Annotated in this window: 9 protein-coding genes and 2 pseudogenes; 4 read left to right on the forward strand and 7 right to left on the reverse strand. The window is 61.3% G+C overall.

All coding sequences use genetic code 11. The features are described from left to right. The 5 genes and pseudogenes from SMD10_RS23530 to SMD10_RS23550 all read right to left on the reverse strand — a co-directional run. A pseudogene (locus tag SMD10_RS23530) lies at positions 1–142 on the reverse strand (sulfite exporter TauE/SafE family protein); the annotation flags it as partial. A gap of 161 nt (positions 143–303) precedes the next feature. Beyond that, positions 304–1,815, reverse strand: coding sequence for a tripartite tricarboxylate transporter permease (locus tag SMD10_RS23535; RefSeq protein WP_331688185.1), 1,512 nt, complete (start codon positions 1,813–1,815; stop codon positions 304–306). 10 nt (positions 1,816–1,825) lie between these two features. Next, a complete protein-coding gene (locus tag SMD10_RS23540; RefSeq protein ID WP_331688186.1) occupies positions 1,826–2,317 on the reverse strand; it encodes a tripartite tricarboxylate transporter TctB family protein in 492 nt (163 codons plus the stop codon). Positions 2,318–2,370: 53 nt separating this feature from the next. Continuing rightward, on the reverse strand, positions 2,371–3,363 hold the full coding sequence (locus SMD10_RS23545) for a Bug family tripartite tricarboxylate transporter substrate binding protein (protein ID WP_331688187.1): 993 nt from the start codon (positions 3,361–3,363) through the stop codon (positions 2,371–2,373). Between the two features lie 24 nt (positions 3,364–3,387). Then, positions 3,388–4,902 carry a sulfatase gene (locus SMD10_RS23550; RefSeq protein WP_331688188.1) on the reverse strand — a complete coding sequence of 505 codons (1,515 nt, stop codon included), beginning with the start codon at positions 4,900–4,902 and terminating at the stop codon, positions 3,388–3,390. Between the two features lie 87 nt (positions 4,903–4,989). Here SMD10_RS23550 and SMD10_RS23555 point away from each other — a divergent pair, with 87 nt between their 5' ends. Further along, positions 4,990–5,916 (forward strand): LysR family transcriptional regulator, encoded by a 927-nt coding sequence (locus SMD10_RS23555; RefSeq protein ID WP_331688189.1) that lies wholly within the window; start codon positions 4,990–4,992, stop codon positions 5,914–5,916. A gap of 342 nt (positions 5,917–6,258) precedes the next feature. Next, positions 6,259–8,913 (forward strand): glycoside hydrolase family 3 C-terminal domain-containing protein, encoded by a 2,655-nt coding sequence (locus SMD10_RS23560; RefSeq protein WP_331688190.1) that lies wholly within the window; start codon positions 6,259–6,261, stop codon positions 8,911–8,913. A gap of 460 nt (positions 8,914–9,373) precedes the next feature. Here SMD10_RS23560 and SMD10_RS23565 read toward each other — a convergent pair. Together SMD10_RS23565 and SMD10_RS23570 are read right to left on the reverse strand one after the other, a co-directional pair. Continuing rightward, positions 9,374–9,849 (reverse strand): annotated as a pseudogene (locus tag SMD10_RS23565) (DUF3363 domain-containing protein); the annotation flags it as partial. A 222-nt stretch (positions 9,850–10,071) separates the two neighbouring features. Further along, on the reverse strand, positions 10,072–11,217 hold the full coding sequence (locus tag SMD10_RS23570; protein ID WP_331688191.1) for an amidohydrolase family protein: 1,146 nt from the start codon (positions 11,215–11,217) through the stop codon (positions 10,072–10,074). A 294-nt stretch (positions 11,218–11,511) separates the two neighbouring features. Here SMD10_RS23570 and SMD10_RS23575 point away from each other — a divergent pair, with 294 nt between their 5' ends. Both SMD10_RS23575 and SMD10_RS23580 read left to right on the forward strand, forming a co-directional pair. After that, positions 11,512–12,225 (forward strand): response regulator transcription factor, encoded by a 714-nt coding sequence (locus tag SMD10_RS23575; RefSeq protein WP_331688192.1) that lies wholly within the window; start codon positions 11,512–11,514, stop codon positions 12,223–12,225. Then, a complete protein-coding gene (locus tag SMD10_RS23580) occupies positions 12,222–13,577 on the forward strand; it encodes an ATP-binding protein (protein ID WP_331688193.1) in 1,356 nt (451 codons plus the stop codon). Before SMD10_RS23575 ends, SMD10_RS23580 begins: the two co-directional genes overlap by 4 nt. The last annotated feature ends 193 nt before the right edge of the window (positions 13,578–13,770 follow it).

Here is a 13,770-nt window from a genome sequence, read left to right on the forward strand (position 1 = left end):
TGTTGTAGAAGATCAGCAGCGGCGTGATCAGAAAGCCGCCGCCCACCCCGAACATCCCCGACAAAAAGCCGACCGCCGCCCCCATCCCGACGATCACAAAAACATTCACCGACATCTCGGCGATCGGGAGGTACAGAGTCACGGCGTGGTTGCTCTCGTGCCGAGGCGAGCTCGCAGACAGGGGAAGGAAAAGGGCTGGCCCACAAGCGGCGCCGATCGGACGGTTCTGGCGCGGCGCGCAGCCAACAGGCGGTGGCCCGACGCAGATACCGTTGTCGGCCGGTGGATGATTCGGCGGCGCATCTACGCTTCGGACGGTACCTCCTCGGGCTGCATCTTCCGGGACGCCCGGACCGTCGACACGACGATGGCGATCAGGAGCAGGATGTCGATTGTGATGATCACGGCGCTGATCGGTCGCTCGACGAAGATCATCATGCCGTCGCGCGACAGGATCAGCGAACGCCGGAAATTGCTTTCCAGCACGCCGCCAAGGATAAAGCCGATGATCAGCGGGGCGAGCGGGAAATGGGCGCGGCGCATGACGTAGCCGAAGGCGCCGAAGGTCAGCATGACCCAAAGGTCGAAAATGGAATTCTGCAGGGCGAAGACACCGAGGGTGGACAGCATCAGCACCCCCGGCAGTAGCCAGGCTTTAGGCACCTTGAGCACCGAACCGAACAACGGAGCCAGCACCGTGCCGAGCACCAGGAGGATGACGTTGCCCATCAGATAGGCGATGAAGATGCCGCCGGCGATCTCGGGATGGAACCGGAAGAGTTCGGGCCCAGGAAAGAAGCCCAGAAGAAACAAGGCTCCCATCAGGACGGCGTTGGATCCGTCGCCGGGGATGCCGAGCGACAGCGTGGGGATGAGCGCGCCGCCGCAGCAGCCGTTGTTGGCCGCCTCCGTCGCCACGACACCGCCCTCGGCGCCCTCGCCATAACCCTCCTCCGGCTTGGCCAGCTTGCGGGCTGTCGCGTACGAAATGAAGGCACTGATGTCGCCGCCGGCGCCGGGCACGGCACCGAACAAGGTGCCAATCATCGCCGAGCGCACGAGGTTCACCTTGTGATGGAGGATCAAGCGCAGCGCATGAAACGAGACCCGCAGCCGTTGCACCTGGGGACGGACCAGAAAGCCGCCGGATTCGATCTGCATGAAGACCTCCGACAGCGCAAACAGACCGACCACCAAGGCGACGAGGTTCGGGCCGCTGGACAAATTAAAGTTGCCGAAGGTGAAGCGGTAGGCATTGGTGAACTCGTCCGTGCCGACCATCGCGAGCACCAGCCCGAATCCGCCCATCAGCAGACCCTTGATCGCCGATCCTTCCGAGACCAGGGCGATGGTCAGGATGCCCAGCAGCGCCATGCCGGAATATTCGGGCGGCGCGAACCGCAGCGCGAATGCGGCGAGCAGCGGCGAAAAGAAGACCAGCACGATGCCGCCCAGTAGTCCGCCGAGCGCCGATGCGGTAATCGCCAGTCCGACGGCATCCTGGGCTCTGCCCTTCTGCGCCATGGGATAGCCGTCGAAGAGGGTGGCGGCGGCGAGCGGCGTACCGGGAATGCGCAGCAGAATGGCGGAGATCGAACCGCCCGCCGAGCCGCCGATATAGATGGCGATCAACATGCCCATGGCGGCGATGGGCGGCAGATGGAAGGCGACCGGGAGCATCAGCACGATGCCCATCAACGGCCCCAGCCCCGGCAGCACGCCGATCACCAGCCCGGCGACGATCCCGGCCGTCGTCAGCACCACCGAGATCGGGGACAGGAAAAGCGGCAGTCCTTCACGCAGCAGTTCGAACATCTTTAGGCCGTCAGTTGAAAAGCGCGATGTTGAAGACACCGACCGGGAGAATCACGTTGAGCAGCGCCTCGAAAATGAAGGCGATCGCCAGCGACAGGACGACCCCGCCGACGAAGGCGGGCACCAGCCGGATTCCGAGCAAGGCGAAGAGGACGAAGCAGAGCAGCGGCGTCGCCAGATGGAACCCGGCATAGGGCAGGACCAGAAGATAGGCGACGAACAGGATGGCGGCGATCACCGCCAGGCGTGTGCCGTCGGCCACCGCAAAAGGCGACGTCACCCGTATGCGTCCCGCGAGAAGCCGCATCGCGGAAACGACCAGAAGAAACGCCATGATCGCGGCGACGACCCGCGGGAAGAAGGCGGCGTTCTGCATGGCTCCGCCGCCGGCCACCCCCTGATCGGTCAACGAGGTGGCGCACTGCCAGAAGACCGTCGCCGTCACCGCGGCATAGATTGCCCAGGCGATCCAGTCGTACGCATAGTCTCGAAACTTGTGCATGGTTCCCCCGGAAGTGGCCGCCGCGACGGCGGCCACCCATCGATCGATCACGCCTATTGCAGCTTGCCGAGCTGCTCCTTTTCCCACGCGATCGCGGCCAGGCCGCTCTTCAGTCCGTCTGCGACCGGACCGACCACCTCGTCGTACTGATCCGGGCCGTAGCCGAGCGGCACGAAGCCCATATCGGTGATCTTCTGCTGCACCTCCTCGCGCTGGAGCGCCTTGCCCATCGCGTCGCGGAGCTTGGCGACGACGTCGTCGGGGGTGCCCTTCTTCACGACCCACCAGTTCCAGCCCATTGGGGCCAGTCCCGTCATGCCGATCTCGATATCGAAATCCTGCACTCGCGGGGCTCCGCCGTAGGTTTCGGAGGCGCGCTCCAGTTCCGACAGCACGGCGACCGGCTTGATGCTGTCCTTGTGCGTCTTGTAGACACCGGGATTGAGCACCATGAAGTCGAGGATCCCGCCCTCCAGATCCTTGGCGCCGACGTCGATCTCCGGGTAGGGAACCACCTGGGCGACCGCGTCTTCGGCCTGCAGGACGTTGGCGGCCACCATGTGGGGCAGGGTCTCGGCAACACCCGCAGTGTAGCGCAGTTCGCCCGGATGGGCCTTGATATAGGCGATCAGCGACGGAAAGTCGGTGAACCGCGTCTCGTCGCTGCGGATGCCGATGGCGAAGCTGTTCGAGGTGGCCGACCAGAGCGGAATGAAGTCCTTGTAGGTGTAGTCGACCGCCCCCTGCATTGGCTGCTGCACGAGCGGCGCGACATAGCCGTCGATGATCGCATAGCCGTCGGCCGGCTTGTCCATCGCCGTCAGGAAGGCCTTGGTTCCGAAAGCGCCCGGGGTGGACACCACGGAGATGTTGACGCCGAGTTCCTGGCCCATCGCATCCGCAATAATCTGGCTGACCGCCATGGTCGCGCCCGGTGCCCAGGGATAGACGTCTTCGATGTTGCGCTCGGGAAACTCCGCGTGCGCCGTGCCGGCAAAGGCCAAGCAGACGGCCGCAAGGACCGCAGACTTCAGTACGAATTGCATGAATTACCTCCCTTGTTGAACGTTTCAGCTGAGACCGTACCAGTCGTAGATTTCAGCTGGAGAGTCGTGCGCCCGCAGCTCGCGGAGCATCCCGCGATAGAGCCTCTGGCTGACGGCTTCGTCCTCGATCGGATGTTCCTGCGCCGGATCGCGCCCCAGATGGTAGAGCTGGGTTCCCGGATCTTCGAAGCTGATGCCGTCGTTGTTGGGGACACGCTTGGCGTCCTTTAGCGCATCGATGCCGAGCAGTGGCGCGCCCTTGGTGAAATCGAATGGCGGCGCAAGACGAGCCGTGCGAAGCTCTTCTATGGTGAACGGCGCCGTCATGTGGTTCGGGACCAGCGTGTATTCGACCAGCCCTTCCTGCCTGATGTCGGGCGGGTAGTGGTAGAGGACCCATTCGCCATCGGTCACGCCGATGGGCCCCGAGAAGATGCCGAAGACGGCGGACGTCCGCTCCGTCTGCTCCGCGTCGCCGAGCATCGGCAGCAGGCTGTGGCTGCGCACCTCCTCGGGCACCGCACATCCATGGATGCCGAGGAAGGTGGGCATGAGATCCGTGGTCTGCGTCACGCCGCGGCGCCGCGTCCCCGCCTGGTCGGCATGATCGGGATGATGGATCATCAACGGAATGTGCGAGATCTCCTCGTAGTAGGGCATCCGGCACTTGCCCCACCAACCATGCTCGGAGAGCAGGAAACCGTGGTCCGTGGACAGCACCACGCAGGTGTCCTTCCACATATCGTGGCGGTCGAGGTAATCGAGCAGACGTCCGAAATAGACGTCGCACATGGCCACCAGCGCCGCATAGTTGGCGCGGATTTCGGCGATCTCCTCGGGGCTCTCGACAACGCGCTGATAGTGCGGCCAGTCGAGCACCTTGCCGTTGTAGCCGGTTTGGTAGGCGGCCTTGAATCGCTCGGGCGCATGGAACGGCTCGTGCGGATCGAAGCATTCCAGCATCAGGAACCAGTCGTCGGCCGCTCGGTTGCGGTCGAGGAAGTCGAAGGCCGAGGCGAAGCAACGCGGACCGGGGAAATCCTTCTCCTCGGGCATGACGTCACGGTTGATCGCATGCTGTAGCTGCTTCGACCGGGTCCCGGCGCCATAGTGGCGCTCGTCGAAACGCTGCCGGAGGCGCTCGATCGGCGGCTCGACCATCGCCACCCAGGGATCGTACTCCTGGCCACGGATGAAGTCATAGCTCGAGAACTTGGTATGAAAGCCGTGCCCGCCGTCCTCGAAATAGTGGAGATGATCGGAGACGAGGTGCGTGTAGACGCCGTTCTGCCTCAGGATCTCGGCGAAGGAATTGTCGTAGGGCTCCATCGGCCCCCAGGAGCGGTGCATGAAGTTCAGCCGCCCGGTGTGCATGTCGCGCCGCGCTGGAATGCAAGGCATGGAACCGACGTAGTGGCGGTCGAAGGTCACGGCGCGCCCGGCAAAACGGTCGAAGTTCGGGGTCTTAACCGCATCGCTGCCGTAGGCGCCGACGGCGCTGCGGTTGAGAGAATCGAAAAGAACGAAAATGGTGCGCATAATGCCTCCCAGCGAGGCCACCCTGGCATGGCAAAACGATAAGCGATAATAGATAAACGTGCCGAAGCGATTTCCAAAGGTTATCGAATGCGCCTTCTCGTGTCTCGCCATCTCGAGAACTTCCTGGCTCTCTACGACGCCCGCAACATGCACGCGGCGGCGGAAACGAAGGCCATCAGCCAGCCGGCCCTGACCAAGAGCCTCAGGCTTTTGGAACAGGACCTGGGTGTGGAATTATTCGTGCGCACGCATAAGGGTCTGCAGCCCACCGAAGCCGGCGATGCGCTGCACCGCTATGCGTGCGCCATCGAGCAGGAAGCGCGCTTCGCCTCGATGGACATCGGCAACATCCACGGTCAGTTTGGCGGCAAAGTCCGGATCGGGATCGGCCCGGTGCTGGCGACGAGTCTGTTTCCAGCGGTGCTCGTCGACATACACCAGCAGTTTCCGACGATGGAGGTGACGGTAGAAACCGGCATCTCCAGCCAACTCGTCGACGGCCTGACCCGCGACCATCTGGATCTCGCAGTCACTGCGCTGCCCGAACAGCCCCTCCCGGAGAAGTATGTCGGCGTGCCAGTCGCCGAGAGCGACATGATCGTGGTCGGCCGTAAAGGGCACCCGCTCGGCAGGCAGGCCGACGTTGGCCTGGAGGATCTCGTTCGGTTCGAGCGCGTCGGCTTTTTCGAAGACCGTGAGTTCGAGAAGAAGTCGCTCCGCGCCCTCGGCCCGTTCGCCCAGGCAATGCGGCCGATCCTGCAGACCACCTCGCTGTTCGTCATGTTCGAGATCCTTGCCCAGACCGACTATTATGCGATCGTCAGTTCGCTGATCCTGCCGCGGGCGCAGCGTGAAGGGCTCGACCGCCTATCGGTCCGCCACGATTTCTGGACGATCGATATCGAGTTGCTGTGCAAGTCCTACCTGCTCCATTCGAAGCCGATTGCGGCGGTGCGGAGCGGATTGCTGAAGTCGCTGCCTCATAGTCAGGGAAAAGTGGTCGCAAGCCGATAGCTCGAAGTTATCGGCAGTTTACCATCATGTATTTCCTCTTATCGTAAGGCCCGGCGATTATTTCTCCTGCAGATGCGCCCGATCAAGCGGAGGTCGTAGGATTTCGGGCGGTCAATCCACAATGGTTGAACAGGATGGCATGCCGCTGCCGGCGGGCCATGCATTGCCGCGGGCTCCGTCGCATCCCGCAGTTTCCGCTTCGCCCGGCCGCGCTTGTGGCCCCGCCAAAGCCCTCGCCGTCCGCTTCGGAGGCGATGCGGCCGCGTTTGGAGGGCCGGCCATTGGCCCCATAGCGCGTGGCGAACGTGATCTTCGATGGAACCGAAGCAGGGAGGAGAAGCAATGAAACGATCGAAAATGTCGCGGATGTTGGCCGCGAGCATCGCCATCTGTGCGCCCGTCGGTGTCGCCGGCCACCCGGCGGCGGCCCAGACCAAAGAGGCCGCGGCAAGCGGCGAGACGGATTGCCCGTGGGTCGGTTCCACGGCGTCGGCCGCCGTCAAGGCGGCGCAGGTCTTGGCTCAGATGACGCAGGATGAAAAGTTTGCCGTCATCACCGCCCAGCGCCCGGTGGTCGGCATTCCCCGCCTCTGCATTCCGGGAATCTATCAGCAAGGCGGTCCCGGCGGCGTCAATCAGGGGGCTCACGGCGTTACGCAACTACCGGCCCCGATCGCCTTGGGCGCGACCTTCGATCCCGATCTCGCCTATCGCTACGGCTCGGTCATCGGCGCCGAAATCCGCGGCAAGGGAACCGCAATGGTTGGCGCCCCGACGCTTGATCCGTCCCGCCACCCCTTTGGCGGGCGCACCTATGAATCCTATGGCGAAGAGCCCTACCTCACCGGGACACTGGCGACGCAGACCGTGCGCGGCATCCAGTCGAACGACGTCATCTCGCTGACCAAGCACTACGCGGCCTACACGCAGCAGATCGACCGACTCAAGCTCAGCGTGACCGGCAGCGAGCGAGCCTTGCGCGAGGTCTACCTGATGCCGTTCGAGATGGTGGTGAAAAACGCCGAGCCCGGCGCCATCATGTGCTCCTACTCCAGGATCAACGGCTCTCCGTCCTGCGGCAACCCGTGGCTGCTCAACGACGTGCTGAAGCACGACTGGGGCTTCAATGGTGCCGTCGGCAACGACTGGGGTGCTCATCTGCGTACCGGCATGAGCGTCGACCAGGTCGTCAACGCCGGCCTCGACCTCGAGATCCCGAAACCCGACGCTTTTGCCGATCCGCTGCGGCAGGCGCTGGCCGAAGGCAAGGTGACGCAAGCCCGGATCGACGAGATGGCGTTCCGCAACCTTCGTTCGCTCTTCGCCGCCGGTCTTGTCGATCATCCGCTGACCGGCAACCCGGAAGCGGTGGTCACCACGCCCGAACACCAGCAGACCGCCCTCGACGTGGCCGAAGCGAGCGCCGTCTTGTTGAAGAACGAACACGGCATCCTGCCGCTGGGCCAATCGATCCAGACGATCGCCGTGATCGGCCCCGGTGCGCAAAGCTACCCGTTGACGACGGGCGGCCTCAGCGCCGGCGTCCATGCCGACCGCATCGTCACCGTGCTCGACGGTATTACCAAACGCGCCGGTGACGGCGTCACCGTTGAGTATGCCGAAGGTGTCGACCCGATAACGCCGTTCAACAGTCTCGTGCCCGGCCTTTCGCCGGTCCCGGACGAGACGCTCACGGCGGCGGACGGCCGCTCCGGCCTCGACGTGCGCTATTTCGGCGACGATCGATCGACACCGCTTGAAACCGGCATCGACACGGCTCTCAACCACGATTGGCGCGGCGGCGTGCTCGACAATACCTTGCTCTACCCGCAGGGGCGAAATCTGCCGCCGGAGGGGACCGTAAGCGCTGAGTGGACCGGAACCTTCACGGCACCCGGCAGCGGCGAATACACCTTCTCCATTCTCAATTCCGGCGCGGCTAGCGTCGCGATTGATGGCGAAACTGTCGCCGACCTTCAGACGCCGGCCGAAGGCCAGGTCGGCAATGCCTCCTGGACCGCGACCCTGGACGAAGGCCAGTCGCTCGCCTTGAAGATCAGCGCGGCCGTCAATCCAAAAAGCATGATCCGGCTCGGCTGGGAACCGCCGCAAGGCGTGGTCGAGTCCGGCATTGCGACCGCGGTTGCCGTGGCTGCGCAGGCCGACATCGCCATCGTCGTCGCCAATGCCTGGAGCCAGGAGAGCTTCGATCAGCCGAATATGAACCTGCCGGGCAATCAGGACCGGCTCATCCGGGCGGTCAGCGCCGCCAACAAGCATACCATCGTGGTTCTCAACACCGGAACCGCCGTGCTGATGCCGTGGATAGAAGACGTAGAGGCGGTGCTGGAGAGCTGGTATCCGGGCCAGGAGGGCGGAACGGCGCTCGCCGCGCTGCTTTGGGGTGACGTCGATCCTTCCGGCCGCCTGCCGATCACCTTTCCCGCCGCGCAAGATCAATCGCCCGTTGGAACCGATCCTAAGCTCTATCCTGGCGTCGATCTGGAGGTCGAACTGCGCGAGGGGGTCAATGTCGGCTACAAGTGGTATGTCGACCAAGGCGTCGAACCGCTCTTTGCCTTCGGCTACGGCCTTTCCTATGCCGACTTCGAACTCTCCGACCTGCAGGTCGCGGCTCTGCCCGGCGGGCCAGGCAATGTCGCGGTGAGCATCACCGTCAGCAACACCGGCGAAAATGAGGGCTCGCAAGTCGTGCAGCTCTATGTCGGTATGCCGGACAGCGTCGGCGGCCCAGCTCTCGCGTTACGCGGTTTCATCAAGGCGGAATTGAAGCCTGGTGAGGCGAAGCGCGTGGCGATGGCCATCGATCCGCGCGACCTCGCCCACTGGGATGAGGCGAGCCGGAGTTGGCAGGTGTCCGAGGGCGACTATACGCTGTACGTGGGAAACTCGTCGGCATTGGGCGACCTCCGCCATACCGCCACGGTGACGATCGACGAGATGATCCAGCTGCCTGCGACCACCGGCATCGATTAACGTGGCAGCGGGATAGCAGCGATTCAGCGACCTCGCCGGACGATATCGTGAGCGAAGACGAGCCGGAAGCCGACCACGTGCAGCGTCTCGACGACGCTGTCGTGGCCGGCCGCGGCGAATTTCGCACGGATGTTGCGGATGTGGCTTATGGTCGGCGCAGGAACGCCGTCCTTCTGCCGCGCAATCTGGAACGGCGCAGATCGTCGGCGACAGTGGCTTCTGGTGAACGCCAAAGGAATATCACCCAACGTCCGAGGTCGCGGAGATAGCTATGCTACGTCCAATGTTAGAATCGCCGTATGCCGTCGATCAGTCGCTGGCGCGGTGGGCTGATCGGTGCTTCGACGACAAAATGGGAAAGCCGAAGCCGTCGTCGATCATGGCGAAGCGGCCGGAGGCGAGTATAAAGCGCTGGCGATAGGTGTCGGCAACGTACTCGCCGCTGTTGGCGCGGTTGAACGGCCGTGCCCTTCAGTTCCTCGTCGAGGCCGCGGGCGACAAGGCGGCCGATGACCGGATCGGCGAGGCCTTCGGAGGCGAGCACATAGCTCGCGACGCCTCGCTCAATGCTGCGCTCGGTCAGGCTGCGATGGATGCGCTTGATGATGTCGCCACGCTCACCCAGTTCGCGGAGCGTCGCTTCCGCATGGTCCGAGAACGTCCATCGGTCAGGCGCAATTTGCTGCGTAAGACCAAGGCTCTCCAGCGCAGCAGTCCGACCTTCAGCGTGTCGAGTTCGTCAGGCTGACGGTCGGTACAAGGCGCGGTGTCGATCATGCTGGTGCGATGGGCATCACGCGCGAGCCGACGGTCGAGATCGGTCCAGCGCTCGGCGTCGATCTGACGTTCGAGGGTCCGGCGGATGTCTTGATCGGTGCGCGGCCCGAGCTCCTATGTGATGAGATCGCGCGCCCGGTCGCGCATGCAGTCCTTGATGATACCGTGCCATGGCGCGTTTCTCCTTCCCAAAAATAGCATGGGAAGAAGCTTAAGAGGACACATGAGGTACACAAGATTACCAAACTCACCGCCTGGCAAAAGGGCAAGCGGTCTGATTGGCGTCCTTTGGCTGTACCCTCAAGATACAGCCAAAGTGATCCGGTTGTGCCCCGTCGACCCGAAAACCCTATCGGCATCATTCGATCTGGTGCCGATGCGTCAGACCTTTATGCCGAACAGCTTCTCCGCGTTTCGGAACGCAATTTTTTCCTTAGCTTCACGGGGCAGATTCACTGCCCGAAACCAGTCGGTTCCTTTCTTCATGTCTGCAAACGGGTAATCGGTTCCAAACATCACTCGATCCACACTGATGTACCTCAGCAAAAGTTGAAGAAGTTCATCCTGGAAGAATGCGCTGGTCGTGTACCAAAAATTGTCATTGAAGTATTGCTCGATAGGCTTATTGAGTGAACCTTCTGTCGCCTCGCCCAAATCCTCCGCGATGCGCTCGTAGTAAAACGGAAGGCCTTCTCCCATGTGGCCGATGATCATCTGCAGTCTAGGGAACCTGTCGAACACCCCAGTCATGATAAGCCGAAGGCATTGAGTAAGCACCTCCTGGTGCCATCCATATCCTGAACCGCTGAAAATGTAGTTTTGGTATTCCTGATCATACCCTGGCCGTATGGTGCGGTAGTAAATATCGAAGACGTCCTCAGGTGGGAAACCTGGATGCAGGTATATCGGCACACCAAGTGCTTCGGCACGCGCCAGAACGGGCTCAAAATCGGGGTGGTCGAGGAATTTTTTGCCAATGAATCCATTGGTCAGGGCTCCCAGCAAACCATCTTCCCGAACAGCGCGTTCCAGTTCGTCCGCTGAGGCCTCCGGACTCTGCAACGGCAAGGTTGCAAATCCCTGAAATCGTCCCGGATAGGTGGTCATCGGCCCATCGACAATCAGCTTGTTGAGACGATAGGCAAAATCGATGCCCTCCTGACCTGGGACATTTTGTACACCTGGTGTATGTGCGGAGAGGATTTGAACATTGATCCCCGCCTCATCCATTGCCCCGATGCGGCCACGGCCGAGTTCGGCAAGACCAGTTTCCTTGAGGTACTCTACGTGTTCATCGTTAATCGCGTTCAGCGCTATCAATTCGTCGGTGGCAAAGGTCTCCTCCGTGCCAATAAACGGCAGGTCCCGGTCTCGTAGCGCGATGTCCGAAATCTCTGTCGCGGCGGCGCGGGAGCCAATGGCGGGCGCAGACAATCCGGCACCAACACCAAGTACAGCCGCGCCACTTAGAAAGTTGCGGCGTCCCATCACAAGTTGCTCTACGGGATTTGCGATCAGCTTCTTCATAACGGCTTCTACTCCGATGTTGCGCTGTGCAGTTTGGGTGCTGCTTTCGCTTGGCAAAGACCTGAACTCGAGCCACAGAGGTCTGTGCCGGGGCACCCCCGCCCGAGGCGGTTTCGCTGACTCTCTTGTGTCACAACGCGGACCGTCAGAATGTTGGCTCGTACAAAGTTTTGTTTCGAGCAGTCCTGAAGGCGGCGCGATCTGAAACAAAAGTTAATATTGCCGCAGCCAAAGAATATAAGCCGCCGTGTTATTCAAAATGGACAAAGTGCAGATGGTGAAGGGAGCCGAGGCTTGTCGGACGTTTCTCGTATTCTGATCGTCGAAGACGACGGACCGATCGCCGCCATGCTGCACGACAGCCTTAACGAAAGCGGGATGATCGCAGAGATCGCTCAAGACGGCGTTGAAATGGATGCGCGCATGCGGGCATCCAATTTCGACTTGGTGATCCTTGACGTCATGCTGCCTGGCGAAAGCGGACTGAGTCTGTGCCGGCGGCTAAGGGTTACGACGAATATTCCCATCCTCATGCTGACAGCGGCCGATGCGGAAATTGACAGGATCGTCGGTCTCGAGATTGGCGCCGATGACTATGTCACGAAACCTTTCAGCGTGCGGGAGCTCATCGCGCGGATACGCGGTCTGCTGCGGCGCGCGGCCTTGCCTTCGCTAAAGGAGCCGAGACAAAGGCAACTGCGTTTTGATGGATGGTTCGTGGATCCCATTCGACGACAGCTCTACGATCCAACCAACGCACGCGTCGGCTTGACGACGCATGAGTTCGATATCCTGCTTGCTTTTTGCCGAAACCCGGGGCGCGTTCTGACGCGCGAGGAACTTTTGGGGCTAACCCATGCTGGTTTGGCCGGTCCAATCGAGCGCAGCATTGATGTTCACATCAGTCGATTGAGGCAAAAGATCGAGCACGATGTCCGCAACCCCGTTATTATCAAGACCATACGTCTCGGTGGCTACATGTTTACCGCGAATGTCGAGGAACTATGAGGCCGAAGCGCTTCTTGCCCAAGACGATAAGAGGCCAGATCACGCTCATCATTGTCCTGGCGCTGATCGTTGTCGGCATCGCAGGTAGAGTACTGGAGCAGTGGGCAAGGAATGCCGCGCCGGACATGGAAGATATCGCCATGCGCGTTGAGACGATGGCGGAACTCCTGAAAAATTCGACACCCGGCACACGCCAAGCAATTCTTTCGTCATCGCGCGCTGCTGGCTGGCATTTCTCGCTGGAACCCCTTTCAGTCAGCGAGACCTTCACCGGACCGCCGGAACCTGTCGGAGCGCTGGCGATGGCCATCGACTGGCTCTTTCCGAATGATCACATCCTCCCGCCCGTGGGAGGTTGGCGTACTTTCTGGAACGGGGAGAGAGTGATTGCATCAAAGGTCGATGACGCCACGCTCCTTATCCTCTCTGGTTTTCCGGATACGATCCTGAACAGTTCGATTCTGAACGAGGGCCCATATTATTCTGTCGCCATCGTCGTTCTGATCGCGTTCTTCTTTATATTTGCCGTTCGCGTCATAACCGAGCCAATTAAGCGGATTTCCGAAACGGCCACCCGTTTGGACATTTCAAACAGCACGGAGATTTTCGAAGAACGTGGATCTGTCGAGATCGTTGCGCTCGCCCATGCTCTCAACGCGATGCGAAGCCGGATACGGGTGATGGTTGAATCAAGGACACGAATGCTGCGGGGCATTGGCCATGATCTTCGAACCCCGTTGACTCGGTTACGGCTTCGCGCCGAACGCATGGAGGAAGGCCCGGTGCGCGAGGGACTGTTGTCCGACGTCATGCGCATCGAGAGCCTCTTGAACGAAGTTCTGAAATATCTCAGGGAGGACTATGCGACCGAACCAATACAACGTGCAGATGTTGCCAGCCTGCTGCGGACCGTTTGCGCGGAGTTCAGCGATGTCGGCTTCCGGGTCCGGTTCGAGGGACCTGATCGGTTGATCATCGGTTGCAAACCACTGGCCATTATGCGCGCTGTGACCAACCTTTGCGACAACAGCGTCAAGTGCGCGACTGAGGTCATTGTCAGTCTGCGAAACGGCAAAGCCGGCTGCGAGATCTTTGTCACCGATAACGGACCCGGAATTCCAAAACACCTGAGAACGCGGGTTTTCGAGCCGTTCTTCAAGGGAGACGACGCGCGGACCCAAGGGCAGGAAGGTTTCGGGCTCGGACTTTCAATCGTCGCCGATATCGTGCATGCACATCACGGCACCGTGTCTCTCGCAGACAACGCGCCGAGCGGTCTGATTTTTCAGATTCTTATCCCAAGCCATGTCCATACCGGGTTCACGATCGAGGCGAAGCGAGTCCTCGCTTGATGTGAAATGGAAACGCGGCCGCCTTGGTTAGGTGGAAACTGGACGGTTCTTCTGTAACGGGCCGTCCTGGGTCAACCCCAATTTCCCTACATCCTGTCGCCGAGGTCATGCTTCTGTCCGCAGTCGCTGAAAGGCGCTGCATGATGGAGTGGGAATGGGACCAGCCGATCGATCTAAAAAGCGCAGTCACCTG

Origin of the sequence: Consotaella aegiceratis, from assembly GCF_036541425.1 — a bacterium.
Classification (GTDB): Bacteria; Pseudomonadota; Alphaproteobacteria; order Rhizobiales; family Rhizobiaceae; genus Consotaella; species Consotaella aegiceratis.